The organism is Rhodococcus sp. H-CA8f (assembly GCF_002501585.1).
Lineage (GTDB): Bacteria > Actinomycetota > Actinomycetes > Mycobacteriales > Mycobacteriaceae > Rhodococcus_F > Rhodococcus_F erythropolis.
In genome coordinates, this window is sequence record NZ_CP023720.1 from 555,583 (window position 1) to 581,312 (window position 25,730).

The 25,730-nt window shown below is 61.7% G+C and carries 25 protein-coding genes; 11 read left to right on the forward strand and 14 right to left on the reverse strand.

Annotated features, from left to right (window positions below):
• Window positions 1-40 precede the first annotated feature (40 nt).
• Window positions 41-1,417, reverse strand: coding sequence for an MFS transporter (locus tag CPI83_RS02575; protein WP_097386728.1), 1,377 nt, complete (start codon window positions 1,415-1,417; stop codon window positions 41-43).
• A gap of 52 nt (window positions 1,418-1,469) precedes the next feature.
• Window positions 1,470-2,345, reverse strand: a complete 876-nt coding sequence (locus CPI83_RS02580; protein WP_097386729.1) for an SGNH/GDSL hydrolase family protein — start codon at window positions 2,343-2,345, stop codon at window positions 1,470-1,472.
• Window positions 2,346-2,482: 137 nt separating this feature from the next.
• On the opposite strand from CPI83_RS02580, the gene CPI83_RS02585 reads away from it, so the two are divergent.
• Window positions 2,483-3,766, forward strand: a complete 1,284-nt coding sequence (locus tag CPI83_RS02585; RefSeq protein WP_097388114.1) for a PucR family transcriptional regulator — start codon at window positions 2,483-2,485, stop codon at window positions 3,764-3,766.
• A 368-nt stretch (window positions 3,767-4,134) separates the two neighbouring features.
• A complete protein-coding gene (locus CPI83_RS02590) occupies window positions 4,135-4,863 on the forward strand; it encodes a YdcF family protein (RefSeq protein ID WP_029256486.1) in 729 nt (242 codons plus the stop codon).
• A 73-nt stretch (window positions 4,864-4,936) separates the two neighbouring features.
• Here the strand turns inward: CPI83_RS02590 and CPI83_RS02595 are convergent, their stop codons facing one another.
• From CPI83_RS02595 to CPI83_RS02610, 4 genes are all read right to left on the reverse strand, one after another.
• Window positions 4,937-6,544, reverse strand: a complete 1,608-nt coding sequence (locus CPI83_RS02595; protein ID WP_097386730.1) for a DHA2 family efflux MFS transporter permease subunit — start codon at window positions 6,542-6,544, stop codon at window positions 4,937-4,939.
• Between the two features lie 105 nt (window positions 6,545-6,649).
• Window positions 6,650-7,108, reverse strand: a complete 459-nt coding sequence (locus CPI83_RS02600; RefSeq protein ID WP_020971103.1) for a MarR family transcriptional regulator — start codon at window positions 7,106-7,108, stop codon at window positions 6,650-6,652.
• A gap of 71 nt (window positions 7,109-7,179) precedes the next feature.
• A complete protein-coding gene (locus tag CPI83_RS02605; protein WP_019745731.1) occupies window positions 7,180-7,611 on the reverse strand; it encodes a MarR family transcriptional regulator in 432 nt (143 codons plus the stop codon).
• A 145-nt stretch (window positions 7,612-7,756) separates the two neighbouring features.
• Window positions 7,757-8,425 (reverse strand): DsbA family protein, encoded by a 669-nt coding sequence (locus CPI83_RS02610; RefSeq protein ID WP_080909804.1) that lies wholly within the window; start codon window positions 8,423-8,425, stop codon window positions 7,757-7,759.
• A 139-nt stretch (window positions 8,426-8,564) separates the two neighbouring features.
• Here CPI83_RS02610 and CPI83_RS02615 point away from each other — a divergent pair, with 139 nt between their 5' ends.
• The gene (locus CPI83_RS02615; protein ID WP_019745729.1) at window positions 8,565-9,392 is read left to right on the forward strand and encodes an AraC family transcriptional regulator; all 828 of its coding nucleotides are present in this window, start codon (window positions 8,565-8,567) and stop codon (window positions 9,390-9,392) included.
• On the opposite strand, the gene CPI83_RS02620 is transcribed toward CPI83_RS02615, so the two are convergent.
• A complete protein-coding gene (locus CPI83_RS02620; protein ID WP_097386731.1) occupies window positions 9,379-10,374 on the reverse strand; it encodes an ABC transporter substrate-binding protein in 996 nt (331 codons plus the stop codon). The two genes, CPI83_RS02615 and CPI83_RS02620, sit on opposite strands and share 14 nt — an antisense overlap.
• Window positions 10,375-10,380: 6 nt before the next feature.
• A complete protein-coding gene (locus CPI83_RS02625) occupies window positions 10,381-11,775 on the reverse strand; it encodes an MFS transporter (protein WP_097386732.1) in 1,395 nt (464 codons plus the stop codon).
• Window positions 11,776-11,894: 119 nt separating this feature from the next.
• Here CPI83_RS02625 and CPI83_RS02630 point away from each other — a divergent pair, with 119 nt between their 5' ends.
• Window positions 11,895-12,557, forward strand: a complete 663-nt coding sequence (locus CPI83_RS02630) for a TetR/AcrR family transcriptional regulator (RefSeq protein ID WP_021331743.1) — start codon at window positions 11,895-11,897, stop codon at window positions 12,555-12,557.
• Window positions 12,558-12,563: 6 nt separating this feature from the next.
• On the opposite strand, the gene CPI83_RS02635 is transcribed toward CPI83_RS02630, so the two are convergent.
• Entirely contained in the window at window positions 12,564-13,784 is a 1,221-nt protein-coding gene (locus tag CPI83_RS02635) for an SfnB family sulfur acquisition oxidoreductase (protein WP_047888996.1), read from the reverse strand.
• A gap of 98 nt (window positions 13,785-13,882) precedes the next feature.
• Between CPI83_RS02635 and sfnG the strand changes: the two genes are divergently transcribed.
• A complete protein-coding gene (gene sfnG, locus CPI83_RS02640) occupies window positions 13,883-15,007 on the forward strand; it encodes a dimethylsulfone monooxygenase SfnG (RefSeq protein ID WP_024487492.1) in 1,125 nt (374 codons plus the stop codon).
• 12 nt (window positions 15,008-15,019) lie between these two features.
• Here sfnG and CPI83_RS02645 read toward each other — a convergent pair whose 3' ends face one another.
• The gene (locus CPI83_RS02645; protein WP_232816845.1) at window positions 15,020-16,546 is read right to left on the reverse strand and encodes an aldehyde dehydrogenase family protein; all 1,527 of its coding nucleotides are present in this window, start codon (window positions 16,544-16,546) and stop codon (window positions 15,020-15,022) included.
• A gap of 127 nt (window positions 16,547-16,673) precedes the next feature.
• On the opposite strand from CPI83_RS02645, the gene CPI83_RS02650 reads away from it, so the two are divergent.
• Complete coding sequence (locus CPI83_RS02650) at window positions 16,674-17,816, forward strand: acyl-CoA dehydrogenase family protein (protein ID WP_097386734.1); 1,143 nt, start codon at window positions 16,674-16,676, stop codon at window positions 17,814-17,816.
• 9 nt (window positions 17,817-17,825) lie between these two features.
• Window positions 17,826-18,518 (forward strand): GntR family transcriptional regulator, encoded by a 693-nt coding sequence (locus tag CPI83_RS02655; protein WP_019745722.1) that lies wholly within the window; start codon window positions 17,826-17,828, stop codon window positions 18,516-18,518.
• A 9-nt stretch (window positions 18,519-18,527) separates the two neighbouring features.
• Here CPI83_RS02655 and CPI83_RS02660 read toward each other — a convergent pair whose 3' ends face one another.
• Window positions 18,528-19,148 (reverse strand): TetR family transcriptional regulator, encoded by a 621-nt coding sequence (locus CPI83_RS02660; protein WP_232816846.1) that lies wholly within the window; start codon window positions 19,146-19,148, stop codon window positions 18,528-18,530.
• A gap of 116 nt (window positions 19,149-19,264) precedes the next feature.
• Between CPI83_RS02660 and CPI83_RS02665 the strand changes: the two genes are divergently transcribed.
• From CPI83_RS02665 to CPI83_RS02675, 3 genes are all read left to right on the forward strand, one after another.
• On the forward strand, window positions 19,265-20,134 hold the full coding sequence (locus CPI83_RS02665; protein WP_046379458.1) for an oxygenase MpaB family protein: 870 nt from the start codon (window positions 19,265-19,267) through the stop codon (window positions 20,132-20,134).
• 104 nt (window positions 20,135-20,238) lie between these two features.
• On the forward strand, window positions 20,239-21,378 hold the full coding sequence (locus CPI83_RS02670; protein ID WP_020971091.1) for a serine hydrolase domain-containing protein: 1,140 nt from the start codon (window positions 20,239-20,241) through the stop codon (window positions 21,376-21,378).
• 237 nt (window positions 21,379-21,615) lie between these two features.
• The gene (locus CPI83_RS02675) at window positions 21,616-22,710 is read left to right on the forward strand and encodes a GGDEF domain-containing protein (RefSeq protein WP_019745718.1); all 1,095 of its coding nucleotides are present in this window, start codon (window positions 21,616-21,618) and stop codon (window positions 22,708-22,710) included.
• A 9-nt stretch (window positions 22,711-22,719) separates the two neighbouring features.
• On the opposite strand, the gene CPI83_RS02680 is transcribed toward CPI83_RS02675, so the two are convergent.
• Both CPI83_RS02680 and CPI83_RS02685 read right to left on the reverse strand, forming a co-directional pair.
• Window positions 22,720-22,932 (reverse strand): hypothetical protein, encoded by a 213-nt coding sequence (locus CPI83_RS02680; RefSeq protein WP_020971089.1) that lies wholly within the window; start codon window positions 22,930-22,932, stop codon window positions 22,720-22,722.
• Window positions 22,933-22,964: 32 nt separating this feature from the next.
• A complete protein-coding gene (locus tag CPI83_RS02685; protein WP_092764819.1) occupies window positions 22,965-24,395 on the reverse strand; it encodes an MFS transporter in 1,431 nt (476 codons plus the stop codon).
• Between the two features lie 63 nt (window positions 24,396-24,458).
• On the opposite strand from CPI83_RS02685, the gene soxR reads away from it, so the two are divergent.
• Window positions 24,459-24,899 carry a redox-sensitive transcriptional activator SoxR gene (gene soxR / locus CPI83_RS02690; protein WP_020909439.1) on the forward strand — a complete coding sequence of 147 codons (441 nt, stop codon included), beginning with the start codon at window positions 24,459-24,461 and terminating at the stop codon, window positions 24,897-24,899.
• A gap of 12 nt (window positions 24,900-24,911) precedes the next feature.
• Here the strand turns inward: soxR and CPI83_RS02695 are convergent, their stop codons facing one another.
• Complete coding sequence (locus tag CPI83_RS02695; RefSeq protein ID WP_020909438.1) at window positions 24,912-25,718, reverse strand: ATP-binding cassette domain-containing protein; 807 nt, start codon at window positions 25,716-25,718, stop codon at window positions 24,912-24,914.
• Between the last annotated feature and the right edge of the window lie 12 nt (window positions 25,719-25,730).

The window sequence follows — 25,730 nt, forward strand, 5'->3', positions numbered from 1 at the left end:
GCGGGGCCTCGGGGCCCCGCCACCGCCGTGAACTCCTGGGTCAGGCCTGGCTCAGCTCCGCTTGCATACGCGCGGCGTCCTTGCCGACAGTGCGAGTGGCCAGGTAGATGAATACCGCAGTGAGCGCCAACATGATCGGCACGAGATACATGGCCGAGTTCAACCCGTCGCCGGCGTACTGAGCCAACTTCCCGGTACCGGCATCGGCAAGCGCACGCTTGGCGAACCAGTCCGAAATCGCGCCCACGGCAACTGGTCCCGAGAATCCGCCGAGAAGATACATGGCAGCGAAGAACAACGCCGTCGCAGTGCCTCGGAGCCTGGGAACCACGACGTCGTGAATGGCAGGGTAGACGCTGATGTAGAAGCCGTAGGCCAACAACCACCCGGCCGAGAACAAGAGCGTGAACATCACGACGTTCCCGCCGTGCTGCAACAGTGCCAGTGCCGTCAAAGGTGCTGCCAATGCCGAGGTTCTGACACCGATCATCAACCGTGCGCGCGGTGAGCGTGCGCTGGCCTTGTCAGCGTAGCGAGCGCCGAGAAGCAATCCGATGAGGCCCGTGATTCCGACGATGATGCCGGTGACCGATGCCGCAGCAGTCAGTTTCAGGTGGTACTGGCGCATCAGAAGCGGGACGACAAACGAATTCACTGCGTAGGCGGCGAAGTTGAACGTCAGTCCGGCAAGGATGAGCCAACGAAGCGTGGGAATTGCGAGCAGACGACGGATCGGACGGGTGATCGGTGCCTGTGAAACAGCGGCTGCGCGGGCCTCCGGACTTTCGGAACCTCCACGAACCGGATCTGCCATGCGGTAGAGCACGACTGCCAGCAGGACACCGGGAATCGCCGCGAGGAAGAACGGTGCACGCCAGCTGTCGAATGCCTCGGCGATCTTGCCGACGGTGAAGTAGGCGAGCATGAGGCCAATCGGCAAACCGAGCATGAAGACACCAAGTGCGCGTGAGCGTCGTTCTGCCGGGTAGATATCACCGATCATCGAGTTGGCTGCAGGTGTGAAGGTCGCTTCGCCCACACCGACGCCTAGACGTGCGAGGATGAACAGCACATAGCTGCCGGCGGCACCGGTTGCTGCCGTCAGTCCGCTCCACACCAGGAGTCCGATCCCGATGATCTTGGGACGGTTCTTCGTGTCGGCCAACCGGCCCAGAGGCAGCCCTGCGACTGCGTAGACGAGGGTGAATGCAGAGGTGATCAATCCCAATTGCAAGTCGCTGAGCGAAAACTCGTTCTTGATCGGCTCGGCAACGACCGAGGGGATCGCCCGGTCGAAGAAGTTGAGCATGTTTGCGAGAAACAGTGCGACGAGTGTGCCGCCCAGAAGTTTGTCGCGTGTTCCGACAGGGGCGCCGTCGATGGACGGCAGCGGCGGAGCGTCTCGTTGAATTGACATGATTGTTCCACCCTTTTCGCGAGTGCTGAATGAATTGTGTTGGGGGAGAGGCTCAGGACAGAGCGTCGGCGACGGTTTTGCCGATCGCCTGCATCCCGGCCGCAGTGGGATGCAGTGGAACCGCCGGCTGGGTAGGGACGATTCCGGTGTAGTAAGCAGTGGCAGGGTCAGTGCAGATGTCATGCCCGGCAGTGGCTTCGGTGATGTCGATGTACTCGACGCCGTGACGGGCCGCCGTTGCTGCCATGACCGTGTTGCCGTAGTCGATCACACTCTGGAGATAGTCGGCGTCGCGCGGCCAGAACGGCTGGGTGCCGGGGCATCCGTCGGCGGCGATGTATGTTCCGTATCCGATCACGACGATGCGCGCCGAGGGCGCTCGGTCGCGAACCGATTCGAGCATGGAACTCCAACCTGCGGAGGCATTTTCGACCAACTGTCGCTGTTGATCGACGCCGCCTGCGGTGAACTTGTCACGGCAGGACGTTCCGGTGGGTTCGGGGAGCGGGTTTACGCAGCTCAGAACTGTCGGGAACAACGAGATGTCGTTGGCGCCGATTGTGATGGTGACGAGGTCGGTATCGGGCCCCAATGCTGTTTCCTGCGGCGGTACTTGACCGGAGAACGTCGATTGTGCGGTGTCCGTGACGTTGGCGGATCGCGCCGACGAGCAGGTCACATCCGTGAGGTGAGCGTCGAGCCTTTGCGCCACCACGGAAGGGTAGTTGCCTAGTGATCGTAGGCAGCCCGGCGCCGATGAATCTTGTTCGGTGACCAGCGGGCCGGCCGCCGCGGAATCGCCGAGAGCGACGTATTGGATGGGGCTGGCATGCGTTTCGGCATGTGACACACCGGCCCCGAGTGCCGCGATCGAACCGGCAGCCACGACGCCTGCCAGAATGGCTGCGCTGTGCGTTTTCCACGTCACTCGAGGCTCCTATTTGGTCGAAGGTGGGACTTCCAGGTACGCCGCTGATTGTGAATTCGAGAGTGGCGTGGGTTACATAGTGATAGGAAAAAGGCAGGTCGGCCTTGTGGTGGCAATTCAATTCTGTGGAGGGTTTTGTGTCAGGAAACAAAGATCTGCCGTTCGAACCGATAGTGGTTGGCGGCAGATCTCTAGCCGACCGATTGGCGCAACGCACCCATCCGCTGGTCAATGCGACGGTCGATCTGGTCCACCGCGACGTCACCTTCTACCGGTTGCTTCCGGACGAGGCGTTGCGTAACGACGTGACGACCATCGTGAGGCGCAATCTGGAACTGTTCATCTCGATGCTGCGAACGGGTGCCGAGCTGGCGCCCGAGACGCTCGCCGACATCAGTGAGTCAGCCCGGCAGCGAGCCCAGGAATTGGTCCCGCTCGGCGAGGTGTTGCGGGCGTATCACCTGGGTGCAGGGCTGTGGTGGGAGACGATCAGCGAATGGGCGGTTCCGGAAGACGGAGTTGCGCTTGCTCGCACCGGACGACTCCTGAATGCATACACCGCGGCCTCCACGTCCGCGGTTCTTGCCGGCTACGGTTCCGACCACGCCACCCAGACGGACGAGGATTCGGCGCGAAGGTCCCTGTTCGTAGCACTTTCGACGGGTGTCGACGTGGATCGCGTCTCCGACGAGGTGGGAATCAGGTTGGCGCGCCTGTACTGGGTGGTGGCGCTGCACGTCGAGCGGAATGACGACGAGTCCTCGACCGAGGTGGACACTGCCGTCGCGGAGCGGAGGAAGGTGCGCCACCTGCAACGAGAGCTCGATCAGGTGGGACGTGACAAAGCCCTCGGGGTGCTCGGGAGCAGCGGCGGAGCCGTACTGATTCCCATTGTGGAATCGGAACCCGCAGAGGGAAACTGGGCGTCGAGTCCGCAGTATTTGTCATTGTGTCGACGTTTGGGTGATCTCGAGAAGGTCATCGGTGCATCGACGGTTGCCGCTGTACACGTCGCGGCGCCCACGGCAATTCCAGCGGCGGTCACGCAGGCGCGCGAGGTGCTGAACGTTGCCCGAAAGTACGGACGCACCAGTGGGGTCGTCCGTCTCGAGGATCTAGCAGTGGAGTATCAACTGACCCGCTTCAGCGCTGCGCTGCCGATACTCGCAGATGTGTTGTTGCCGTTGGAGTCCGATAGCGCGGTACTCGAGACGCTCGAATCTTTCATCGACTCCGGATTCGATCGAGCCGCCACCGCCCGGCAGCTACACGTACATCCGAACACAGTGGTGTACCGCCTGCGAAAGGCGAGTTCCCTGACGGGACTTGACCTGTCGTCTCCGAAGGATCTTGTGCAAGTCACCATGGCGCTGGGAGCGCGTCGCGCAATCGGTATGGAGGCGGACTCTTCCCAAACGTGATGCGTCTGTGGTTCTCGGTGAACGAGCCGGAGGGCTGGCGATCGGGTGGGGAGACATGGCCAGGCGCCGTATGTCGGGTCACCCACACACGGTTCGGGTGGTCCGCCCGTCGAGACCCGGCAGAGCTTGTCGGTTTCGCGAACCCTGAATTGATCTTCGACACCTTGGACGGGACGGGGCGGAAACACCTGGATGCAACATCGTGATCTGTGACAACGAATTGTTGCCGTTCCGCGTTGTCAACCTTCTCGGTGACTCTGCTGCTCAGATAGGTAATGCGGCGGGCGCGTCGATACGAGATGCTGGTAGATGACGGTTTCGAACCCGAATTGTTGCCCAATATTTATGTTTAGTCTGTGTGACGGTCAGTGAACAGTAAATTTGAGTCAAATGATGCAACCGTGGCGAAATGTTCGCTACCGTGTGCTGGACAACCGACAATCTGGGGGTTCGGCTACATGGCAAATGTTCGCAGGTCTGTGACGAAGGGATTGATCGCTGCTTCGGTGATCGCCGCAGCTGGCGTGGGCCTTTCGCCGGCGACAGCGAGCGCCGACATCACACCGACCACGGTCGTCAACGGTATCTTGTCGACTGTCGGCGGCTGCCAGACGCCGGTGCGGTCTCTCATCCTTGCGTGCACGAGTGCTGAGACGCTGACGCGCCAGTCGCCCGTGCTGCTCGACCTCAACCCGGTGGGTACCAACATCGTCGTCTTGGGCGCCGGCCTCTTCGACGACGGCACGATGCGTCCGATGCTGGTCGACCGACTTCAGGCGGCGCTGCAGCTGGCTCGTCAGTACCCGCAGTCTCCGATCATCACGAGCGGTGGGGCCCCGAAGGCCGGAGTGACGGAAGCCAGGGCGATGCGCGAGTGGCTCGTCGCCAACGGCGTCGACCCGGGCCGGATCACCGAAGAAGGAACGTCGTGGTCCACGGTGGAGAACGCGCTCAACTCTGCGCGGATTCTCGCCGATCGAGGAGCAACGGGCGTGGTTGTGGTTTCGAGCGCCAATCACGTGGAACGCGCGATGGTGGACTTCCGGGTTGCAGTTCTCGGCCGGATCCCGGTCGCAGGTGTGATCGCTGCGACCTGACTCACCCAGCTGCCCATACAGTTCCGCGTACCGCCGGAATCACCCGGACGGTACGCGGAACTGTTTGTGGGTGCTACTTGCGTCGTTGAAACTCGTCGTCACCTTCGGTCAGAAGCGCAAGTTCGGCATCGACGGTGTCGGAATCGATCTCACCGGGAACGGCGATCTTCGCCAGGAGTTGCTCGTCACCACTTTCCGTCCGAAGCGCCTTCTCCCTGATGAAGGCGATCGCGATCAGACTCAACAGAGCCAGGATTCCGGCGATGAGGAAGACCCGTGCGGTGGCATCGCCGTACGCAGCGCGGACCACATCCTGGATCGCTTCGGGTAGTTCGTTGAGGTTCGACAGCCCTGCGCCGGACCCTCCGGAGGCACTCAGATCGACCCCGATTGCGCTGAGGCCCTTGGTCGTCAGATCTGCAACGTGAGTGGAGAGCACTGCGCCGAGGACGGACACGCCTGCCGCGCCGCCGAGTGAGCGGAAGAACGAGACCGTCGAACTTGCGGTGCCGAGATCGCTAGGCGCGACGGTGTTCTGAACTGCGAGAACAAGATTCTGCATCACCATGCCCATCCCGGCGCCGAGCACGAAGAGGAACAGTCCGACCCAGAACATCGGCGTCGCGTGATCGATGGTCGATAGGAGGAAGAAGCCTGCCGACATTGCGACGGCACCGGCGATCAGGAAGCCCTTCCAGCGCCCGAACTTCGTGATCATTGCCCCGGACAGGCCGGCGGAGAGCATGGAACCGATCACCATGGGCAGTGTCAGAAGACCTGCGGCAGTGGGAGAGTAGCCGCGGGCAATCTGGAAGTACTGACCCAAGAACACTGCTCCGCCGAACATTGCGACGCCGACGGCGATGCTTGCCAGCGTCGCCAGCGTGGTAGTCCGATCTCGGAAGAGGCGGAGCGGAATGATGGGTTCCTTGACCTTGCTTTCCACCCACAGCGCTGCGGCGAGCAGCACCACGCCGAGTCCGACGAGGAAGAACGACATCGCAGAAGCCCACTCGAAGTTCTTACCTGCCAAAGTGACCCAGATCAAAAGAGTGCTGACACCGGCGGCAATGAGGGTTGCACCGACGTAGTCGATGCTGACGTCCTTCTTGACGATCGGGAGGTTCAACGTACGCTGCACGACGATCAATGCGATGACTGCCAGCGGCACGCCGACGAAGAACGTCCAGCGCCAGCCGAGCCAACTAGTGTCCACGATCAGGCCGCCGATCAGCGGGCCGGCGACTGTCGCGACGGACATGACGGCTGCGATCGGTCCCTGGTATCGACCACGCTCACGCGGGCTGAACATCGCCGCGATCACGATGATCACGAGGGCTTGCAATCCGCCGAGGCCCAGTCCCTGAACAGCGCGGAAACCGATCAGCATGCCGACCGATTGCGACATGCCCGCAAGGATCGAGCCGATCGTGAACAGCGTGATGGACAGCTGGACCAACAGCTTCTTACTCACCAGATCCGAGAACTTGCCCCAAATGGGAGTTGTTGCGGTGGAAGCCAACAGCGTTGCCGTCACGACCCAGGTGTACTGATCCTGGGTGCCGTGTAGTTCGGTGATGATGGTGGGGAGTGCATTCGAGACGATCGTCGACGACAGGAATGCGACGAACATGCCGAGTAGGAGCCCGACAAGTGCCTCGATCTTCTGCTTGTGGGTCATCGGCGCATCGGTCGATGACTGAGATGGTGGAACGTCGGTAGACGTGAAAGAACTCATGAATGTCCTTGCATCGGAGAATGATTCGATCTGATCGTGCAGCGTCGGTCAGTGCGCCGCGTGGGACTCTGGGCAGGTCGAGCGTCGTAGTCGATCGAGTGCACATGCGACGTCGACGGCGTCCTCTTCGGTCCATCCGTCGAGATGGTCGATGAGTCGCTGCGCCTGGGCGCGACGATGGAAGACCAGGGTCTGGACGCCGAGTGGAGTCAAGGACAGGAGCGATGCCCGTCCGTCGTCCGGGTCCGGTCGCCGCTGAATGTATCCACAAGATTCGGCGTGTGTGATCTGTCTGCTCAGCGTCGAGACTGTCACTCTCAACTTTTCCGCCAGATCCGTCGATCTCGTGGAATCTGCGGCCGACAACTGCGAGAGGAGGGCGCCCAGTGGGTCCGGCAACATGCCGGGGGACAGTTGGCGTGAGCCGGTCGACGAAACCTCGCGGTGGCGCCGGACTAGGGCGCGAAGGTTGTCGAGGATTGCCTCGGCACTGTCGTGAGTGATCACGGCCACCCCCTCGAATAGTTGATATTTGCAACTATAGATCAAGTTGGTTGCACTGCACAACTACTTTGTTGTCAGTCCTCGGAACTGCCCAGTCGGTGCAGCAAGGCCGTCAGCGTGGTGATGTCGTCAGTTTCCCATTTTGCGAGTCGGGCGCGCCAACGATCGATCTGATGATTGCGGATCGTCGTGAGCTTCGTCCGAGCCTCAGGGGTCAGGGTCACCAGCTTCGCGCGAGCGTCGTCGGGGTCGGGGATCCGTTCCACCAGGCCGAGCCGAGCTGCGGCATCAATTTGCCTGGTTAGGGTGGACTTCTCGATATCGAGCGTGGAGATCAGGTCGGACATCCGCACGGCATCGGAACGGTTCAGGATGACAAGAACCGGGTAGAGCGCCGGATCGAGTTTGGGATGAATTGCACGCGCATAGGTGCGCGCCTGGGCGCGTCCTCGTTGCCACATGTCGGCAAGTTCCATCTCCAGGCCCGTGATCGGATCTGAAACCACTGTCGTTCCCCTTTGGTGCGATTCGTTCGGTGTTCATCAAACCAGAAGGGGGGCCGGAGTGATTTGGGTGAAGTCACGCTGAGCGAAAGGTACGTTCGGCGTACTGAAGGCGCTGAACGTACCTTTCGCTCGGAAAGTGGGTGGGTCAAGCCACCGCATACGCCCGCACGCACGTCTTCAGGTCGCGGGTGAGATCGGCCGCTGTACTGGTCGGAGAACCGAATTTCACGACGGACCCGTCGCTCCCGTGGAACAGCAGCGTCGGAAACGAAGTGGCGCCGAGCCTGCGTGCCCGGACGAAATCGGCGCGGGCGGCGTCCTTCGAATCTGCGGTGAACAGGGAAGACACTGCGGCAGATGGGTCGAGCCCGAGCGATTTCGCTATGGCGCGGTAGGTCTCGGGATCGGAGAGGCTGCGACCGTCTCGGTAGAACGCGGTCTGCATGGCCTCCGCGATGTCGAGTGCGCGAGTCGGATCTTGTGTGCGAAGCGCGGCGAGTCCGATCGCAGCATCCGTCGAATCCATGACGAACCGCCCGTCAGACACCAGTTGTGAATATCCGTCACCGAAAGCGGCGCCGGTCTGGGCTGCGATGGTGGCGTTGGCTGATTTCAGGTACGGAGCCGAAGACATGGGTGCGACGCGTTCACCGGTGAACAGCCCGCCGCTGACCACGGATAAGTTGATGGAATCGGCATTTTGACGGACGAACTCCGTCAACGCAGGGCCGAAGCCGAAACACCACCCGCAATAGGCGTCGAAGACGTAGGTGAGTTGCGTCGTGCCTGCTGTTTTCGAGCCTGTCGATTGCACTGTTGATTCCTATCCGAGCGCGAACTGATTGATACTCTGACGGTATGTCGCATTCGGGTATTCGGTCACGGTGAAGATGAGTCCCGAACTAGTGAAAAACAGACAAGTACCCGTCCGGGACGTCGGGTACGCGTCTTCGGTGGCTGACGCGACCGAGATCGAAGTACTCAGCCTGGACACCATTCGCATCAACGGGGGTAGTGCAGAGTTCGTCGGCCCCCAACGCCCGCAGTTTCACTTACTCGCGCTGGTGACCGAGGGTTCGGCGCTACACACCATCGACTTCGTCAACTACGCGGTGAGTCCGGGGACCGTGTTCTGGGTCAGACCGGGGCAGGTGCAACAGTGGGGGCGAATCCAGGATTTCGAGGCGATGGTCGTTCTGTTCACACCCTCGTCGCTCGATGCCGTCAGCCAGCAGTTGTTGGACGGGAACGCTCACAGTCGGCAGGCAGCGTGGCAGTTGTCCGGCGAGAACCTCGAGACCATCAGCACGGGTATGAAACACCTGAACTTGAACTACGGTTGTCCGGATACTTCTGCGCCGGTCGTTCGCGCTGCCATTCTGCGGCACACGTTGACAGCAATTCTGTTGAAACTGACCCACCTCGGTGGACAGGAACAGAGTTCCGTGCTGGCACACAATGACGTGTTCGAAAGGTTTCATGCCGTTGTCGAACGTGACTTCGCCACGGTCCGTTCGGTTTCGGAGTACGCCAACAAGATCGGGTACTCCGAGAAGACTGTATTGCGGGCTACCCGAGCTGCTGCCGGAATGACGGCAAAGCAGTACATCGATCAGCGTGTGGTGCTCGAAGCGAAACGTCTGCTGTCTTTCGGCACGGACACGGTCACCCAGGTGGCGTCGAAGCTGGGGTTCGACGATTCTGCGAACTTCACAAAATTCTTCGCCACCCGGGTGGGTGTTTCTCCGCTGACCTTCCGTCAGGACGTCAGAGCGCGCTGAACGCCGCCCATCGTGCGTCAGCGCTGTCGAGGGTTCCGATGCTGTTCTGCCCCTTGCCATGTGCGATGCCGTCCAGATCCTGGATGATCCAGTAGATGGCAAAAGGATGGCTGCCGAACCAGAGATCGCCGCTGACGTTCAATGCGTGCGCCGGATCGGGTGTCAGGTTGTCGAACAGTGGAGTGTTTCGCACGATGGATGCGTCGTACTGCTGCCCGGAAAGTACGGCGACGGTCTGCGCCGCATGCTCGGGTAGAAGTTCAGGTGAGACGGGCGAAATCGTGCCGGTGTCTTGATTGTTGGTCGCGTTGACTTCCGATGCAGGCCTGGTGAATCCGGCCTCGGTGACCAGTGTGGAGATGGGAGTGGTCGGTGGCACGGTGAACAGGTTTCCGCTGTAGCCGAGAAGGATCGCAAGGCTCTGGCCGGCAGCCGCGGACTTGACGTCTTCGAGGCCGGATTCCAGCTTTCCGATCATGGCGGTTGCTTCGCTGCCTCGATCGAGCTGTGCCCCAGCTTGTTCGAGCACGTCACGCCACGGCGCCGAGTACGGGAGGACCAAGGTTGGCGCCACGGAATTGATCTGCGCGAACAGGCTCGGTAGCGGACCGGCATTGCTCATCAGGATCTCATCGGGTTCGACGGACGCGATCTCTTCGACTGCGGGGTTGGCGAAGAAAGTCGGCTTGTCGAGAACTTCGACGCCCTGCTCCCGCAGAATCGACTTGGCGACGTCCGATCGCAGGGTGCTGTAGACGACGGTGGGCTTCACGCCGAGTGCGAGTGCACTCAGCCCCGCGTACTCGTCGAGCGCGAGAATGCGCTGCGGTGAGGCCGGAACTTCGACGGTGCCGAGTTCGTGTGTGACGGAGCGAGTTGCAGAAGCGGTTTCGGACTCGGCGGAGCTGCTGCACGCGCTTGCGCCGGCAACGGTGAGGAGAAGCGCCGAGACGATGCCGAATGCGGTTCGGGTGGTGAACATCTGAGGTCAACGATCCATTCGTGGGAAGAAGAAGGACAGGAGGGTGCCGGCCAGCAGTAGGCCGGAGCAGACGAAGAGGGCTTGGGAGTATCCGGAAACCAGTGCTTCGGTCGGTGCGCTGTCCGAGTGCGCCGTCGAGGAAGCGGCGACGCTCACGAGAACGGCTAGTCCGAGTGAACCGCCGATCTGACGCGATGTGCTCAGTAGCCCTGATGCCATGCCGACTTCTTCGGGGGGAGCGTCGGCGGTGGCGACGTTACTGAGCGGCATGAACGACAGACCGATGCCGATGCTTGCCAGAAGCGAAGGCACCAGGATGACGGCCCAGAAGGGACTGTCGAGGTTCATGGTCGAAAACATGAAAGTCCCGATTGCGGCGACTGCTGTTCCGACTACGAGCAGCGGTCGAACTCCGTAGCGCGGAAGGAGTTTGGTGGACGCGAGGATGCCGATCACCAGGCCGAAGCAGAAAGGCAGGAAAGCCAGACCGGTGGTGGTCGGTGAATAGCACAGCCCGCGTTGCAGGAAGAGTGAGACGAAGAAGAACGCGCTGAACTGGGCCGCACACACCAGGCACATGATGGCGTTGGCCAGTCCGATTCGGGGTCGAAGCAGGGTGGACAGTCGTACCAGTGGTGTGGCGCAGCGGCTTTCGACTACGACAAAGGCAGTCAGCAGGACGACCGTGAGTGCGAATCCACCCACCACGTAACCCGAAGTCCAGGAATGTGATTCCGTGCCGATCACTGTGCCGACTAGGGCGGTGATTCCGGCCGTCGCCAAGATGGCTCCGGGGAGATCGAGGGAGCCACCTCTGGCGGCTTGGCCGGCCGGCAGGCCACGGGCACCTGCGACCGCGGCGATCAGGGCCACCGGTGCGCCGGCGAACATCACCCATCGCCAACTGAGCCCTTCGGTCAAAATGCCGCTCAGGACGACACCGAGTGCGCCGCCCAGTGCTGACGACATTGCGCCGATGCCGAATGCCTTGGCTCTGGCGCGTCCGGTGGGAAAGGCCTGACTGAGGGCGGCGAGCCCGGCTGGCGCGATCAGTGCAGCGCCGACGCCTTGAAGCGCCCGAGCTCCGACAAGCATTTCGGCGGACACGGAGAAGGTGCCGACGATGCTGACGAGGGCGAACAGCAGAAGCCCGGAAACCAGAACTCGACGAGTGCCCATCACGTCGCACAGACGACCGCCGAGAAGCAGCAGTCCACCGAAGGCGAGGGCGTACGCGTTGACGACCCAGGACAACCCGGCGTCGGAAAAGTTCAGCGATTCCTGGATGTCTGGCAGCGCGACGTTGATGACCGACATGTCGAAGGCCACCAGGAACTGCGCTGCCGCGGCGGCTGTGAGGACCAAAGCCGGTGCGGCTACCGCTCGAGTTGTTGTTGTCATTGCAGGTACCTAATTTGTATACGCGTTCTCATAAGTAGTTAGGTTTACCTTGCTGACGACTGAGATGCAAGGGGTTCCCCGGGCGAGGGCGTCGTAGCAGGGGCGCGCACAATCGACGGATGGCCGAAAAGATGGAACCGAGATCACCGCGGCTCGGACGTCCCCCGACGATCACGTCGGAGCAGATAGTCGACGAGGCGAAACGGCAACTTCAGTCCGGCGGCGCCGACGCGTTGAGCATGCGAGCGTTGGCGAAGTCGCTCGGCACCACGCCGATGGCGCTGTACCGGCACGTGGGCGACAAGGAACAGCTGATCAGCGCGGTTCTCGATGTGTACTCACAAGATCTCGGCGCGCTGGTCCTGCCGCAGGATCAGGTCGAACGGCTTCGCATGATCTTCACCGCGATCTTCGAAACGCTGGCATCGGAGCGCTGGATCATCGAGTTGCTTCAGCGAGGTGGGCGCGGCGGGAGCGGCGCTGTGGTCTTGGTCGATCGGGCCATGGCCGCGTGTGTCGAACTCGGGATGTCGCCGCGCCGCGCACTGTTGGTCTATCGAGCGCTGTGGAACTACACACTCGGTGCACTGCTCAACATCTACGACACCACCACACGACCGGAAGGCAGTGTGTCACCTCTCGCGGTCAAGATCCGAGAAATCGGTCCCGAGAAACTGCCGGTACTCAGTGAGGTGCTCGAGGACTGGCCGGGAGGGACGACGACTGAGAGTTACCTGGAAGGTCTCGAGGTCTTGATCAGTGGATACACAAATTCCGACTGAGAGTGTTTACAACAGCCCGTGCCTCGGTGGGATTGTCCCCGACAGCGTCCAGCGGCCGATGTGTTGGACCTTCCACCTCGTCGGATCGTGCAGAGTATGCGTGCGTGCGTCACGCCAGAATCGCGAGAGGTTCGCTGATTCGCCCGCGCTTCTCGTGCCACCGATCTCGAACAGCGTGCTCGTGGCCGCCAATGACGCCCTGGCACCGACCACTTTGGCAGTTGCAGCGTCGATGGATGCTCGGGCCGTGGAGTCCTCGGTGGGATTACGACGCGCCACGTCGATCGATCGCGCCGCTTCCGCCAAGAGGGATCTGGCAGCGCGAACCTCGATTGCCGCTTCGCCGGCGAGTTGAACGAGCAGTGGATCCTCCACCGCTGTATCGACTTTCGCCTCGAAGAAGGGCCGCGCCTTTGCTGCGAGTTTCACGGATTCACGCAATGCGGCCGACGCTATGCCCGTGTCGATCGCGGCGTGCAGAATCTGGGCCTGTGCCCCGTAGGTGGTCGGGTGAGTGAACAACGATGTGAAGGGTACGACGTTGAACCGCGGCACCGACACGGATTCGAGTGTCACGGTTCCGCTCGCAGTTGTCTTCTGCCCCATGCCGTCCCAGTCGTCGACGATCGACAGTCCGGGAGTATTCCGGGGTAGGTAGACCGCGGATTTCACCTGTGCGCCGGTCTCGGTGAACTGATCCGCATTGGCGGCACGCACCACGATCCAATCTGCGAAAAGCGCTCCTGTGCAATAGAATTTTCGACCTTCGAGCACAAAGTCTTCCCCGTCGGGTGTGAGAGTCGTGCCGTCGATGTCGATGGTCTTGTTGCCGCGCTCGCTCTGGGCGTTGGCGAACTGCTTACCCGACAACGCCTCGGCGTAGAAGAACTGCTTCTGCTCGTTAGACCCCTGGTACCGGAGCGCTTCCAGGAAAGTGAAGTGGCTGTGCGGAATCTGCGCGATACTGGGATCGCCCTCGGCGAGTAGGCGGAAGACCTCGGCCAACGTCTCGGTGCTCGCGTCGATGCCACCGAACTCCTTCGGCACCGACAGCCCCAGCAGACCGGACTGCGCCAGGGTGCGAACCTCGTCGTGGGGAAGGAGGCGCTGCGCATCGCGGACGCCGGCACCTGCCGCGAACTCGTCGGACAGCTGTGACGCTACCGAGAGCGCCTCGTCTTCACTGGTGATGCGGTGCGCGATCTCCTGAATGTCCACAGCAGTCATGCTGCCACCGTTTCACAGTCGTAGCACCCACCCAACACTTACAACCTGTGTGATCGCTACCCTGGAAACCCCCGGGAACTGCATGTTTGCTGGATTTCATGTCTACTGAACGTATCGCCGACGAGATCAAGTTCGCCTACTGGGTGCCCAATGTCAGTGGTGGTCTGGTCACCTCCGACATCGAGCAGCGGACCAGCTGGGACTACGAGTACAACAAGAAGTTGGCGCAGACCGCCGAGAACAACGGCTTCGAGTACGCCCTGAGTCAGGTTCGTTACGAGGCGAGCTACGGTGCCGAGTTCCAACACGAATCCACGAGCTTCAGCCTTGCGCTTCTCTTGGCCACCGAGAAGCTCAAGGTCATCGCCGCCGTGCATCCCGGACTCTGGCAGCCGGCAGTGTTGGCAAAACTGGGCGCTACCGCTGACCACCTGTCGAACGGTCGATTCGCCGTCAACGTCGTCAGTGGTTGGTTCAAGGACGAGTTCACTCATCTGGGCGAGCCGTGGCTCGAGCACGACGAGCGCTATCGGCGTAGCGCCGAGTTCCTTCAGGTTCTTCGGAAGATCTGGACCGAGGACGACGTCGATTTCCGCGGCGACTTCTACCGCATTCACGACTTCACGTTGAAGCCTAAGCCTCTGAACACTCCGGAGCGACCCAATCCCGAACTGTTCCAAGGTGGTAACTCGGCGGCAGCCCGTGAGAACGCCGGTCGCTATTCGGATTGGTACTTCAGTAACGGCAAGGACTACGACGGCGTCACCGAACAGTTGGTCGACGTCCGCCGTGTTGCTCGCGAGAACGATCGGGAGGTCAAGTTCGGACTCAACGGGTTCATCATCGCCCGCGACACCGAGGCCGAAGCAAAAGACACGCTGCGCGAGATCATCGCCAAGGCGAACCGTCCCGCAGTCGAGGGTTTCAAGAATGCAGTCCAACAAGCCGGCGCGTCGACCTCGTCCAAGGACGGGATGTGGGCAGATTCGACGTTCGAGGACTTGGTTCAGTACAACGACGGCTTCCGCTCACAACTGATCGGCACGCCGGAACAGATCGCCCATCGGATCGTCGAATATCGCCGTCGCGGTGTCGATCTGATTCTCGGCGGATTCCTGCACTTTCAGGAAGAGATCGAGTACTTCGGGGCCAAGGTGCTCCCGCTGGTTCGTGAACTCGAAGCAGCCGACAGTGACGAGCAGGTGCTCGTCACCGCCGGCTGATCGCCTGGCCTCTCAGGACTTTGCGTGGCGCTTCGCCAGCATCCAACGAGAGATCTTCATGTCCCGAGCTTTTCGCTCGATGGTCAGCAGGTCCAGCGGAGCGCTGAATTTCTGAACGGCCAGTGATTTCACACTGCTGAACTCACGCAGCCCATCGGCTCCGTGGATACGCCCGAACCCGGAATCGCCGACCCCGCCGAACGGCAGGGCGGCGATTCCGGCGAATCCGAGAACCGAATTGACTGTGACGACACCGCATTCGAGCTTCTCGGCAATTGCTCGACCCTTCGACGAACTCTTGGTGAACACCGAGGCGCCCAAGCCGTACTTCGACGCATTGGCACGCTCGATCCCCTCGTTCATGTCGGCGACCTTGTTCACCACGACGCTCGGGCCGAACGTTTCCTCGGTGATCGCCGTGGAATCCTCCGGAACATCCGTCAGGATGATCGGATCGATGAACGGACCGTTGAACGAATCAAGTCCGCCGAGTACAGCTTTCGCGCCGCGACCGAGAGCGTCTTCGATCTGGCCTCGGACTATCGCAGTCTGCTTTCCCAGCGTCATCGGCCCGTAGGTCGAGCTGTCGGTGGCGCCGGCGTGGGCGTCCTGAAGCGCGGCGGTGAGCTTGGACAAGAAGGCGTCGTACACGGGCGCTGCGACGTAGATTCGTTCGACGCCGGCACAGGTTTGTCCGCCGTTGCCCACTGCCCCGAATGCAGCGAAGCTCACGGCCGCATCGAGGTTGGCGTCGGAGTCCACCAGCATGGCGTCCTTGCCGCCGCATTCGGCGACCAGGGGAGTGAGGGTGTCCGCGCAGGCGGCCATCACGCGCTTTGCGGTAGCCGTCGAGCCGGTGAATGCGATCTTGTCGACACCGGACGAACACAGAAGTGCACCGGTTTTTCCGTCACCGGTAATGGTCTGCAGGACAGGGTGTCCGGGTGCGGCGATGTTCCACAGCCGGGCCAATTCGACGCCGACGCCTGGTGAGAGTTCGCTCGGTTTGAAGACGACGGCGTTGCCGGCGGCCAATGCGTAGCCGATCGACCCCATCGGTGTGTACAGCGGATAGTTCCAGGGGCCGATCACACCGACGACGCCCATCGGCCGGTAGCCGACGGATGCAGACTGGTTGGCGCTGATCAGTCCTGCACCGACGCGTCTGCGGCGCAATACTTTCTGTGCGTTGCGTGCCGCCCAGTCGAGATGTTCGACGGCCAACATGACTTCGAGAAGGGCGTCGTCGCTGGGTTTTCCGGTCTCGGCGGAAATGATCGCCGCCATCGATTCGGCGTGAGTGGCGATCGCGGCGCGGAAATTACCGAGCACCTTCCGGCGGCCTTGGAATCCGAGTTGATCCCACCACTTCGACGCCGTGCGTGCTGCGGCGACCGCTTTCTCGATCTCTTGCTGATCTGCAATGGGGTGCTGCGCGACCACGGAATCGTTGCGAGGGTCGAGGCTCGCGAAGGTGTGATCGTCCGTTTTCGGATCTGTCGACGTGGACGTGCTCTGGCGGCCGAGCTGTTCTGTCATGTTCTTCAGATCCTCCACATGTCGGTGCATCACATATATGTGATGTGATTTACTGTGCTGGTAGTCACAGTATGCGTCGGACCGAGCTCCGACAAGCCTCCAGCCTCATCTCACTCGGGAGTTTTCGATGTACATGGATTTCACGCAGGAGCAGTCTGATTTCGCCAAGTCGGTAGCGTCGTTCTGCAATAAGGAAAGTGGTACCCGTGAGCAGCGAGACCTGCTGACCGATCATGGCGCCCATAACCACAACCAGGCGTTCTACGAGAAGATGGCGGAATTGGGTTGGCTCGGGCTGACTGTCCCGGAGGAATACGGCGGATCTGCCGGAAGTACGGTCGACCTGTGCATCTTCCTGGAGGAAGCCGCCAAGGGCATGGCGCCGATCGGTGGACTGGGCCCGACCGTCATCACCGGGGCTGCATACGAGAAGTTCGGCAGTCCGGCCCAGAAGGAGGCAGTGCTCGGCGGGATCGTCCGTGGCGCGTCGCAGTCGATCTCGATGTCCGAACCCGAAGCGGGCTCCGACGTGGGAAATTTGAGTTGCCGCGCCGAGAAGGTCGACGGTGGGTGGCTGATCAACGGCCAGAAGACGTGGTGTTCCAACGCGCACTTCGCCGAGAACATCCTTCTGGTGGCTCGCACATCCCGAGGTGAAGGCAAGCATGAGGGTCTGACGATGTTCCATGTCCCGGCCGACATCTCCGGATTGAAGATCAGTGGAATCGACACCATGGGCGGCAAGGAGGTCAACGATCTCTACTTCACCGACACATTCCTGCCCGAGGACGCGGTGGTTGGGGAAGTCGGCAACGGCTGGCGTCAACTCATGGCCGGACTCAACATCGAACGCCTCATCCTCGCGGCGATGATGCTCGGGACCGCGCAGCGCGCTTTCGACGACACCCTCGAATTCGTCACCACGCGTAAGCAGTTCGGCCGTCCGGTCGGATCGTTTCAGGCGCTTCGCCACCGGATCGCGGATCTCGCCACGGAGATCGAATGCGGCCGTCTGCTGGTCTACAGCGTTGCCCGAATGGTCGACGCCAACCCGACCAAGATGTTCCCGCGGGAAGCGTCGATGGCCAAGCTGAAGCTGACCGAGACCGCCAAGAAGGTCGCGCTCGAGGGGATGCAGATGATGGGTGGGTACGGTTACGCGACTGAGTTCGACATGGAGCACCATGTGCGAAAGACTCTTGTGTCCTCCATTTATGGTGGTACCAACGAGATTCAGCGAGACATCATCGGCAAAACGTACGGACTGTGAGGATCGGTTGTGGCAACGTCTGCACGCACTCGGAGGGCGACGTCTGAGCTGAGGAGACGGCCACAGTTGTCGGAGGACGTGGCCAACCACGTTCGTAACCTGATCATGTCCGGCGCTGTGCGTCCGGGCGAGTTCGTCAGATTGGACGAAACCGCAGCCGACCTCGGTGTCAGCGTCACGCCGGTGCGAGAAGCCCTCGTCGCATTGCGCGGCGAGGGAATGGTCGAGTTGGTTCCGCATCGCGGCTATCTCGTCTCGCCCCTCAGTCGCCAAGACATCGAAGACATCTTCTGGTTGCAGGGGCAGATCGCAGTCAAGCTGGCTTTGCGGGCGATGGACACCATCACAGCTGATCAACTGGTGGAACTCACGGAACTCAACGCCGATTTGCGAGCGGCGGTCGACGCTTCGGATGCAGCTGCGATCGAGCAGTGCGAATTCGAATTCCACCGCTTGATCAATCGCGCTGCGGGTGGTGCGAAGCTGGCATGGTTCCTGTTCGGCGCGATTCGGTACACCCCGGCTCGTCTATACGCGACGGATCCAGGCTGGGGTGAGCTTGCGGTATCGAGCCACGACGCTTTGATCGAGGCGTTCGAGAAGCACGATCGAGAACAGGTGGACGCGCAGATGAGTCTGCAGTTCTCCGACGGCGCTGCTCGACTTCTCGCTCACCTCGACAACATCGGGATCTGGGACTGAATCAGGAGCTCAAGACGGAGGTAGGGCGGGAGCGAGCAGGATCGCTGCACATTCGGCGACCAGTTCTTCTTCCGTCACGTCGATGTATCCGTCCAGCCATGAACTGAGGGTCTGCGCCAGGCCGCCGACCAGGAAGGTTGCCGTCAGCGTCAAGTGGCCGCTGTCGTTCAATCGGTAGAAGGTCTTGGCGTTGGCGGCCAGGAGACCGATGAATATCGTCGTCGACGCTCGTCGTTTCTCGGCCAGGACAGGGCTCGTCAGGGCGCTGGAGAACAGTAGACGTCCGCGACGGGGATCCTGCGCGATCGTGCGGACGATGTTCGCGATTCCGGCGAGCGCCTTGCCTCGTTCGGTCTCGGCGGCGTCCACCGCGGCCTGGGTTGAAACGGCGATGTCCGTGATGACGGTGTCGTAGACGGCCGACATCAGAGCATCACGATCGGTGAAGCTCTCGTAGAAGTACCGCGCCGCGACACCGGCCTTCTTGCACACTCCGCGGACCGTCAGTTCGGGCTCGGCGGAGCCCATGAGTTCCAGACCGGCCTCGATCAGCGTCTCTCGTCGTTGGGCTACGCGGAGCGCGCCGTCGACGCCACCGTACGAACGCGGTTGGTCATTCATGAAGACCATCTTTGCATCCCGAGATTGCTTGACATCTCGGCATTTCGGCGTTTCACTCATCTGAGAACATGCGTTCGCAGATATCGACTCGAAGGGGTTCTGCCATGACGGTGAGTAGGGATTCGATGGACGGGCGCGAGGAAGCGGTGACGGGCGGCATCGGAGCGGTCGGCGTCCAGGCGGTCGACATCGACGCCGAGGTCGAAAAGGCGATGTCCGGGCTCGGACTGTTGGCCGCAGGCGCCAACGTCATCATGCAGTTGGCGCGCCCGGCGGTGGGGTACGGCGTGTACGAGAGCAAGGTCGAGACGGGTCGGTTGGATCGGCATCCGGTGAAGCGAACCCGGACGACGCTGACGTATCTCGCCGTCGCGAGCCTGGCGACGGACGAAGAAAAGAAGCTGTACCGACGCGCAGTCAACGGCTCTCACAAGCACGTTCGCTCCGATGAGAACAGCGCGGTCGAATACAACGCGTTCGATCCCGAGCTGCAGTTGTGGGTAGCCGCCTGCCTGTACCGAGGCTTCGAGGACGTCTACAAAATCTTGTACGGGGATCTCGATCCGGTCACCCAGGATGCGTTCTATCAGCGAAGCGCCACGTTCGGTACAACCCTTCAGATGCGACGCGACATGTGGCCGGCGGACCGGGATGCGTTCGAGGTCTACTGGAACGAGAACCTCGGCAAGGTGGCGATCGACGAGACGATTCGTGAGCATCTCTACGGGATCGCGTCGGCGACCTTCACGCCGAAGCTGTTGCATCCCGTGGTCGGTCCGCTCAACCGATTTGTCACCACCGGGTTCCTGCCCCAGGCCTTTCGTGACGAAATGCGGCTCCCGTGGTCAGTGCGTCAGCAGCGTAACTTCGACCGATCCATGCGCGTCGCCGCGCTGGTCAATCGGTTCAGCCCGAAGATTCTGCGGATGTTCCCCTACAACTTCTATCTCTGGGATCTGCGTCGGCGCATCGCCAAGGGAATCCCGTTGGTCTGAGCCGACTCTGACACTTGAAGTGATTGACACCACAGGTGAATCGGACACATACTCAACATAGTTGAAGTTGACGTCAAGTTTTAACTTTCCTGTGGAGGCTGTCAGTGGCGAACATCGAAGGCGTATGTGACCAGCGATTCTCTGGCTTGAAGGAGGCGCTGGCACGCAATCTCGATTCCGGCGAGGACGTCGGGGCAGCGATCGCACTGACGATCGACGGCGAATCCGTCGTCGACATGTGGGGCGGTTGGGTCGACGTCGAGCACACTGCTCCTTGGGCCCGTGACACCGTCACCAACGTCTGGTCCTGCAGTAAGACCGTGACCGCACTGGCCGCGCTCATGCTCGTCGACCGCGGGTTGCTGGATCTCGATGCCCCGGTCGCGCAGTACTGGCCCGAGTTCGCAGCAGCGGGTAAGGACCGTATTCAGGTCCGGCAACTGTTGTCGCACACTTCGGGTGTTTCGGGGTGGGATCAACCGTTCACCTTGGAGAACATTTGCGACGACGCGTACGCCACAGCCCGGTTGGCGACGCAGGCTCCGTGGTGGGAGCCGGGTACTGCATCCGGATATCACGCCCTCAACTACGGCCACCTGATCGGCGAGGTCGTCAGGCGCATCGACGGTCGAACCCTCGGCCGCTTCATCGACGAGGAAATTGCCGGTCCGCTCGATGCTGATTTCCGCCTGGGCTTGCCGAAGTCGGAATATGGGCGAGTCTCGAATGTGATTGCGCCACCGCCTTTGCCGATCGACATCGCGGCACTCGGGATGGACAACATCATGGTGAAGACCTTCACCGCGCCGCCGGCCGACGCGACAGGTTCGTGGACCGACGGGTGGCGAGCCGCCGAGATCGGTGCGGCCAACGGTCATTCGAATGCGAGGGCGCTCGCAAGGATCCAATCGGTGATTGCGTGCGGGGGCAAGGTCGGTGACGTTCGCCTGCTGTCGGAGGAAACGATCGACAAGATCTTCGAGGAGCAGTCGTACGGGGTCGACCTCGTCCTCGGTGTGCCGGTCCGCTTCGGCGTCGGATTCGGATTGCCGACGCCCGAGTCCGTCCCGTTCATTCCGGAGGGGCGAATCTGCTTCTGGGGAGGTTGGGGTGGCTCGCAGATCATCATCGACACCGAGAAGCGCATGACCTTCTCGTACGTGATGAACAAGATGGGGCCGGGCCTGCTCGGTTCCGAGAGATCGGCGCAGTACGTATCGGCTGCCTACGACGCACTGAGTTGATCGATGTGACTGCGTTTGATCGATATGACAGGGAGGGCGAAACGCTACTCAAATCCTTGCTGAGTAGTAGCCGACGGGGCTGGTTGTAGGCTCGATCGCTAATCCGGCGGAACGGTTGGTTCGTCCACTGCAGCTGACTATGCTGCCGGATATGCCAGTGTGCTCCGGGGGGAAATCAGCTTGTCCGCTACGTCGAAGTATGCCCGAAAGTTGCAGACCTGAATCGGCTGACCGGCGATGAACGGTTTCGTCGAAGTTGTCATGCGCTGGTGGCAGTTGCCGGACCAGTTCCACAGTTTCAGCAGGTACCTCGAAGATCGTGGGTTCTTGACTTCCTGCCGGGCGCTGGTCGGCGGAACGGCACTCTGGATGGGGTTGGTGTTGCTGTCGGCGCGATTCAGTGACGTCGGTCCGCAAGGTACGTTCTGGCGAGCGGTCAATTTGACGGTTATCGTGTTGTGCCTCGGCGCTGCCCTGATCTGGTGGCTGTTTCCGCCGACGCCGCTGTGGTCGTACACCTTTGTCGTGGGTTCCGACGCTGCGATTGCGGCGGCCGCCGCAACCGACTCGGAACCGCTGGGACGGCTCATCGCGTGCGTCGTGTTCGCGTCGATCGGCGGCTATATTGCGTTCTTCCACAATCCGAAACTCCAAGTCGGTCACTTGGTCTTCGCCTCGATGGTCACGGTGTTTTCGGGGTGGACTTTGTTGTTCGGGCCAGCAGCGGACGTCGGCTTGGGGTTGGCGAAAATCGCGGTCGTGATGGCCACCATCATTGTGATTCCCGTGGTGTCCCAAATTGTCTTGGCAGTTCTGGGATCTGACGCCACTACTTCCGACATAGACCCGTTGACCGGTCTGCTCAACCGTCGCGGGCTTTCGCGTCGGGTGAAGGATCTGATGGGGCCTCCGGTGACCGAGGCCGACGCGGTTCTCGTGGTGGTGATCGATCTCGACCGATTCAAGACGATCAACGACGTTCACGGCCACGACGTGGGGGACAGCACGATCCTGCGAACGGCGCTGCGTATTCGTCTGTGGACAACCAAAGCTGCACTGACCGCCCGCGTGGGCGGTGACGAGTTCGTCGTGGTCGAGCGGGTGCCGGTCAGCGTGATAGCGAGGCTGGAAGGACAGATCCGCTCGGCAATGGACGGGGCGACCGATGATCCACCGACGAGCGCGAGCATCGGAATGGCGGTCCGCACCGCGCCCCGGCATCCGGGTGAGTCGGTCGACGAAGCCTTTGCCGAACTCTTCCGCGTCGCGGACTCGGTGATGTACGAAGCGAAGCGCGAAGGTGGCAACCAGGTTCGGGCGAGCCTGGTCTGATGTGAGAGCTCAGTCGGCGAAGCTCAGGCCGCGTTCGGCGAGTGCTTCACGCAGAATCCTCAGAGCCTTCGGTCCCATCCCGTGCAGAGCGCCGAGTTCCTTCTCGGACACGGACGTCAATTGCGCGAGGTGGGTGTAGCCCGCTCCGATCAGCGCGCGCTGTGCGGGAGCTCCCGTTTTCGGGAAGTCGGTTTCCACTGTGCCCGGATCCGGTTCTGTCACTGGTCAACTCCTCCGTGTGGGTTTTCCACAGTTTAGCGAGCGTCGTGAACGATTTCGGGGCTGTCGATTTTGTCGGGCGTTCGCGGAAGTGCGCGAGCTGCCACGGCAATGCCGATGATCGCGATAGCGGCGAAGGTGAAGAGAAGCAATTGCGCAGAACGAAGCGTCGACGGTTCGCCGATGTTCACCAGCACTCCGGCCAGGGCTGCGCCGAAGGCATTTGCGATCAGCTGAACGGTGTTGATGGCAGCGGAGGCACGCGCACCTTCTCCGGGATCGGTGACCGAGGTCATCGCACCGACTGCAAGATGGGGCCAGGCGATGCCGATTCCGACACCGGCGACCAGCAGTCCGATCACCCACGCGACCATCGCACCGGCGCCGGCGTGTTCGGTGAGAAATGCTGCCATGATGCCCAACCCGATCGCGACGAGGATCGGACCGCTGACAACGATTCGTCGCACGATACGAGGGGTAGTCGCCGAGGCGCTCGGGATTTCGCCGAGAGTCCAGCCGAGAGCGAGTGCGGCCCCGAGGAATCCGGCCGCGAGCGGTGCCAGTCCGGCAAGTCGTTGGCCGAAGAGTGGAATGAACGTCTCGACGGTCGACGCAACAGCGAGGACGACGATGGTCAGGTATACCCATTTGAGCGACGACGCGTTGAACGTCGACGGCGGTAGTACGCCGTGGCGCGAGCGACGGTCAGCGGCGACAAAGGCGATCAGTAGCAGCACAGCGGCGAGAACCATTGCTGCGGTCACTGCGAGGTTGGACAGAATTCCGGCAACGCTGACCAGCAAAGCTGCCGCAGTCAGCAATGCCAGTGAGAGGACCGGCACCGGGCTACTGGTGGTGCTGCCCGGTTCATGTGCCGGTAGCGCGCCGGGGACGAGAGCTGCGACTGCGATCGTCGCGATGACCAGAACGCCGAAAGCCCATCGCCAGGCTCCGAATTGAGCAAAGACGCCGCCGATTGCAGGGCCGGCGAAGGTGCCGACTCCCCACATTGCCGAAACCAGCGCGGCCCCGCGGGTCCACAGATGTCTGGGGAGCGCGGCATTGATGACGGCGTAACCGAGACCAGCCAGGAGGCCACCTCCCGAACCCTGGATCGTGCGGCCGACCAACAGCAATTCCATGGTCGGGCTGACCGCACAGACGACGGTGCCGAGCGCGAAGATCGCGAGGCCGATCAGGTAGGCCCCGCGCGGTCCCCTGGCGGCGAGGACGTTGGTGACCAACATCGAGGAGATGACGGAAGCGATGAGGAAGACCGTCGCGGTCCAGGCGTAGTACTGCTGACCGCCGATGTCGTCGATGGCAGTCGGAAGCAGGCTGGTCGTCAGGTAGACGTTGGTCGCGTACAGCGCGACGCCGCCTGCGAGGACGGTAGCGGTGCCGAGGTATCGACCGCTCAGGAGCTGCCGCCAGGTTCCGGCGGGAGCATCGGTGGGGGAGTGCATGGTGTCGAAGGTAGAATCTCAAGTGCGCTTCAGGTCAATGTCGCGCAGCCATTGGGAGGCAGAATGATCCGTAAGAGTGACGAACTTCTCTCGATCGGTGAGGTATCGGCGCGCACCGGCGTCGCCGTGTCGGCGGTGCGCTACTACGAAACACTCGGTCTGGTTCCTGCAGAGCGGACGGCAGGAAATATGAGGAAGTTCCCGCGCCACTCGATCCGGCGGGTGTCGCTCATCCAGTTGGCAGTCAGGTTCGGGATACCTCTGGCCGAAGTTGCCGAAGTATTCGGGTCGTTGCCGCAGGGGCGAACTCCGACGAAGAAGGACTGGCGCAAGATTTCGACGGAGTGGAATCAGCGCCTCGAGGATCGCAAGCAGGCGATCAGCCGGATGCAGGACGAACTGACGGGCTGTATCGGCTGTGGGTGTCTGTCACTCAAGACATGCAACCTGCTCAACCCTGGAGACGAACTGGGCCGGGAGGGGCCCGGCGCCAGACGTCTCTGAAACTACTGTCGGTCAAACTCTTTCGCGTGGCCGCGACTGAGCATTCCACCGACCACCACGACGCTCGATCTCGATGGGATGCGAGAAGCACTCGCTGATGTTCTGGGTGGTGATCACATTCTCGGCGAGGCCGCTGGCGGTCACGACGCCGTCCTTGATCAGGAGAGCATGTGTGGTGGTGCTCGGAATCTCTTCGATGTGATGCGTCACGAGGATGCTGGCAAGTGACGGGTTCTGATTGCGGAGATCGTCCAGAGCCGTCAAGAGCTGTTCGCGCGCAGCAAGATCGAGCCCGGTCGCCGGTTCGTCGAGCAGGAGCAGGCGTGGTTCCACCATGAGTGCACGGGCGATCAGGGCTCGCCCTCGTTCGCCCTGGGACAAGTTGGGCCACAGTGCGTCCGAACGCGGACTCATCCCGAGTAGATCGATCAGTGCGTCGGCATGAGCCTCTTGCTCCGGCGTCGGTGACCACCGCGGCATTACCTCGGTGGTGTTGGTGAGGCCGGTGATCACGACGTTGCGGACGGTGATCGGAATTCCGATCGTGTGGCGCGGGTTCACGTGCCCGATGTCCATCCGCAGTTCCCTCATGTCGACTCGGCCCAGCTTGTGCCCGAGGACGTAGACGGAACCGCGAGTGGGGTGGGCGGTTGCTCCGAGAAGGCTCAGGAGGGTGCTCTTGCCTGCACCGTTCGCGCCGAGGAGTACCCAGTGTTGCCCGGGTTCGATCGAAATGTTGATGTCTTTCAACAAGTATCGGCCGTCGCGGACGAGATCCACGTGTTCGGTCGACAGAACTGTGCCATTGGGGTGTTGCACGAGAACTAACCT

Bases quoted from the DNA above. Each gene is read 5' to 3' on its own strand.
- CPI83_RS02575 (WP_097386728.1), bottom strand. From the start codon at position 1,417: ATGTCAATTCAACGAGACGCTCCGCCGCTGCCGTCCATCGACGGCGCC.
- CPI83_RS02595 (WP_097386730.1), bottom strand. From the start codon at position 6,544: ATGACCCACAAGCAGAAGATCGAGGCACTTGTCGGGCTCCTACTCGGC.
- CPI83_RS02620 (WP_097386731.1), bottom strand. From the start codon at position 10,374: ATGTTCACCACCCGAACCGCATTCGGCATCGTCTCGGCGCTTCTCCTC.
- CPI83_RS02625 (WP_097386732.1), bottom strand. From the start codon at position 11,775: ATGACAACAACAACTCGAGCGGTAGCCGCACCGGCTTTGGTCCTCACA.
- CPI83_RS02630 (WP_021331743.1), top strand. From the start codon at position 11,895: ATGGCCGAAAAGATGGAACCGAGATCACCGCGGCTCGGACGTCCCCCG.
- CPI83_RS02635 (WP_047888996.1), bottom strand. From the start codon at position 13,784: ATGACTGCTGTGGACATTCAGGAGATCGCGCACCGCATCACCAGTGAA.
- sfnG (WP_024487492.1), top strand. From the start codon at position 13,883: ATGTCTACTGAACGTATCGCCGACGAGATCAAGTTCGCCTACTGGGTG.
- CPI83_RS02645 (WP_232816845.1), bottom strand. From the start codon at position 16,546: ATGACAGAACAGCTCGGCCGCCAGAGCACGTCCACGTCGACAGATCCG.
- CPI83_RS02650 (WP_097386734.1), top strand. From the start codon at position 16,674: ATGTACATGGATTTCACGCAGGAGCAGTCTGATTTCGCCAAGTCGGTA.
- CPI83_RS02660 (WP_232816846.1), bottom strand. From the start codon at position 19,148: ATGGTCTTCATGAATGACCAACCGCGTTCGTACGGTGGCGTCGACGGC.
- CPI83_RS02665 (WP_046379458.1), top strand. From the start codon at position 19,265: ATGGACGGGCGCGAGGAAGCGGTGACGGGCGGCATCGGAGCGGTCGGC.
- CPI83_RS02675 (WP_019745718.1), top strand. From the start codon at position 21,616: ATGAACGGTTTCGTCGAAGTTGTCATGCGCTGGTGGCAGTTGCCGGAC.
- CPI83_RS02685 (WP_092764819.1), bottom strand. From the start codon at position 24,395: ATGCACTCCCCCACCGATGCTCCCGCCGGAACCTGGCGGCAGCTCCTG.
- soxR (WP_020909439.1), top strand. From the start codon at position 24,459: ATGATCCGTAAGAGTGACGAACTTCTCTCGATCGGTGAGGTATCGGCG.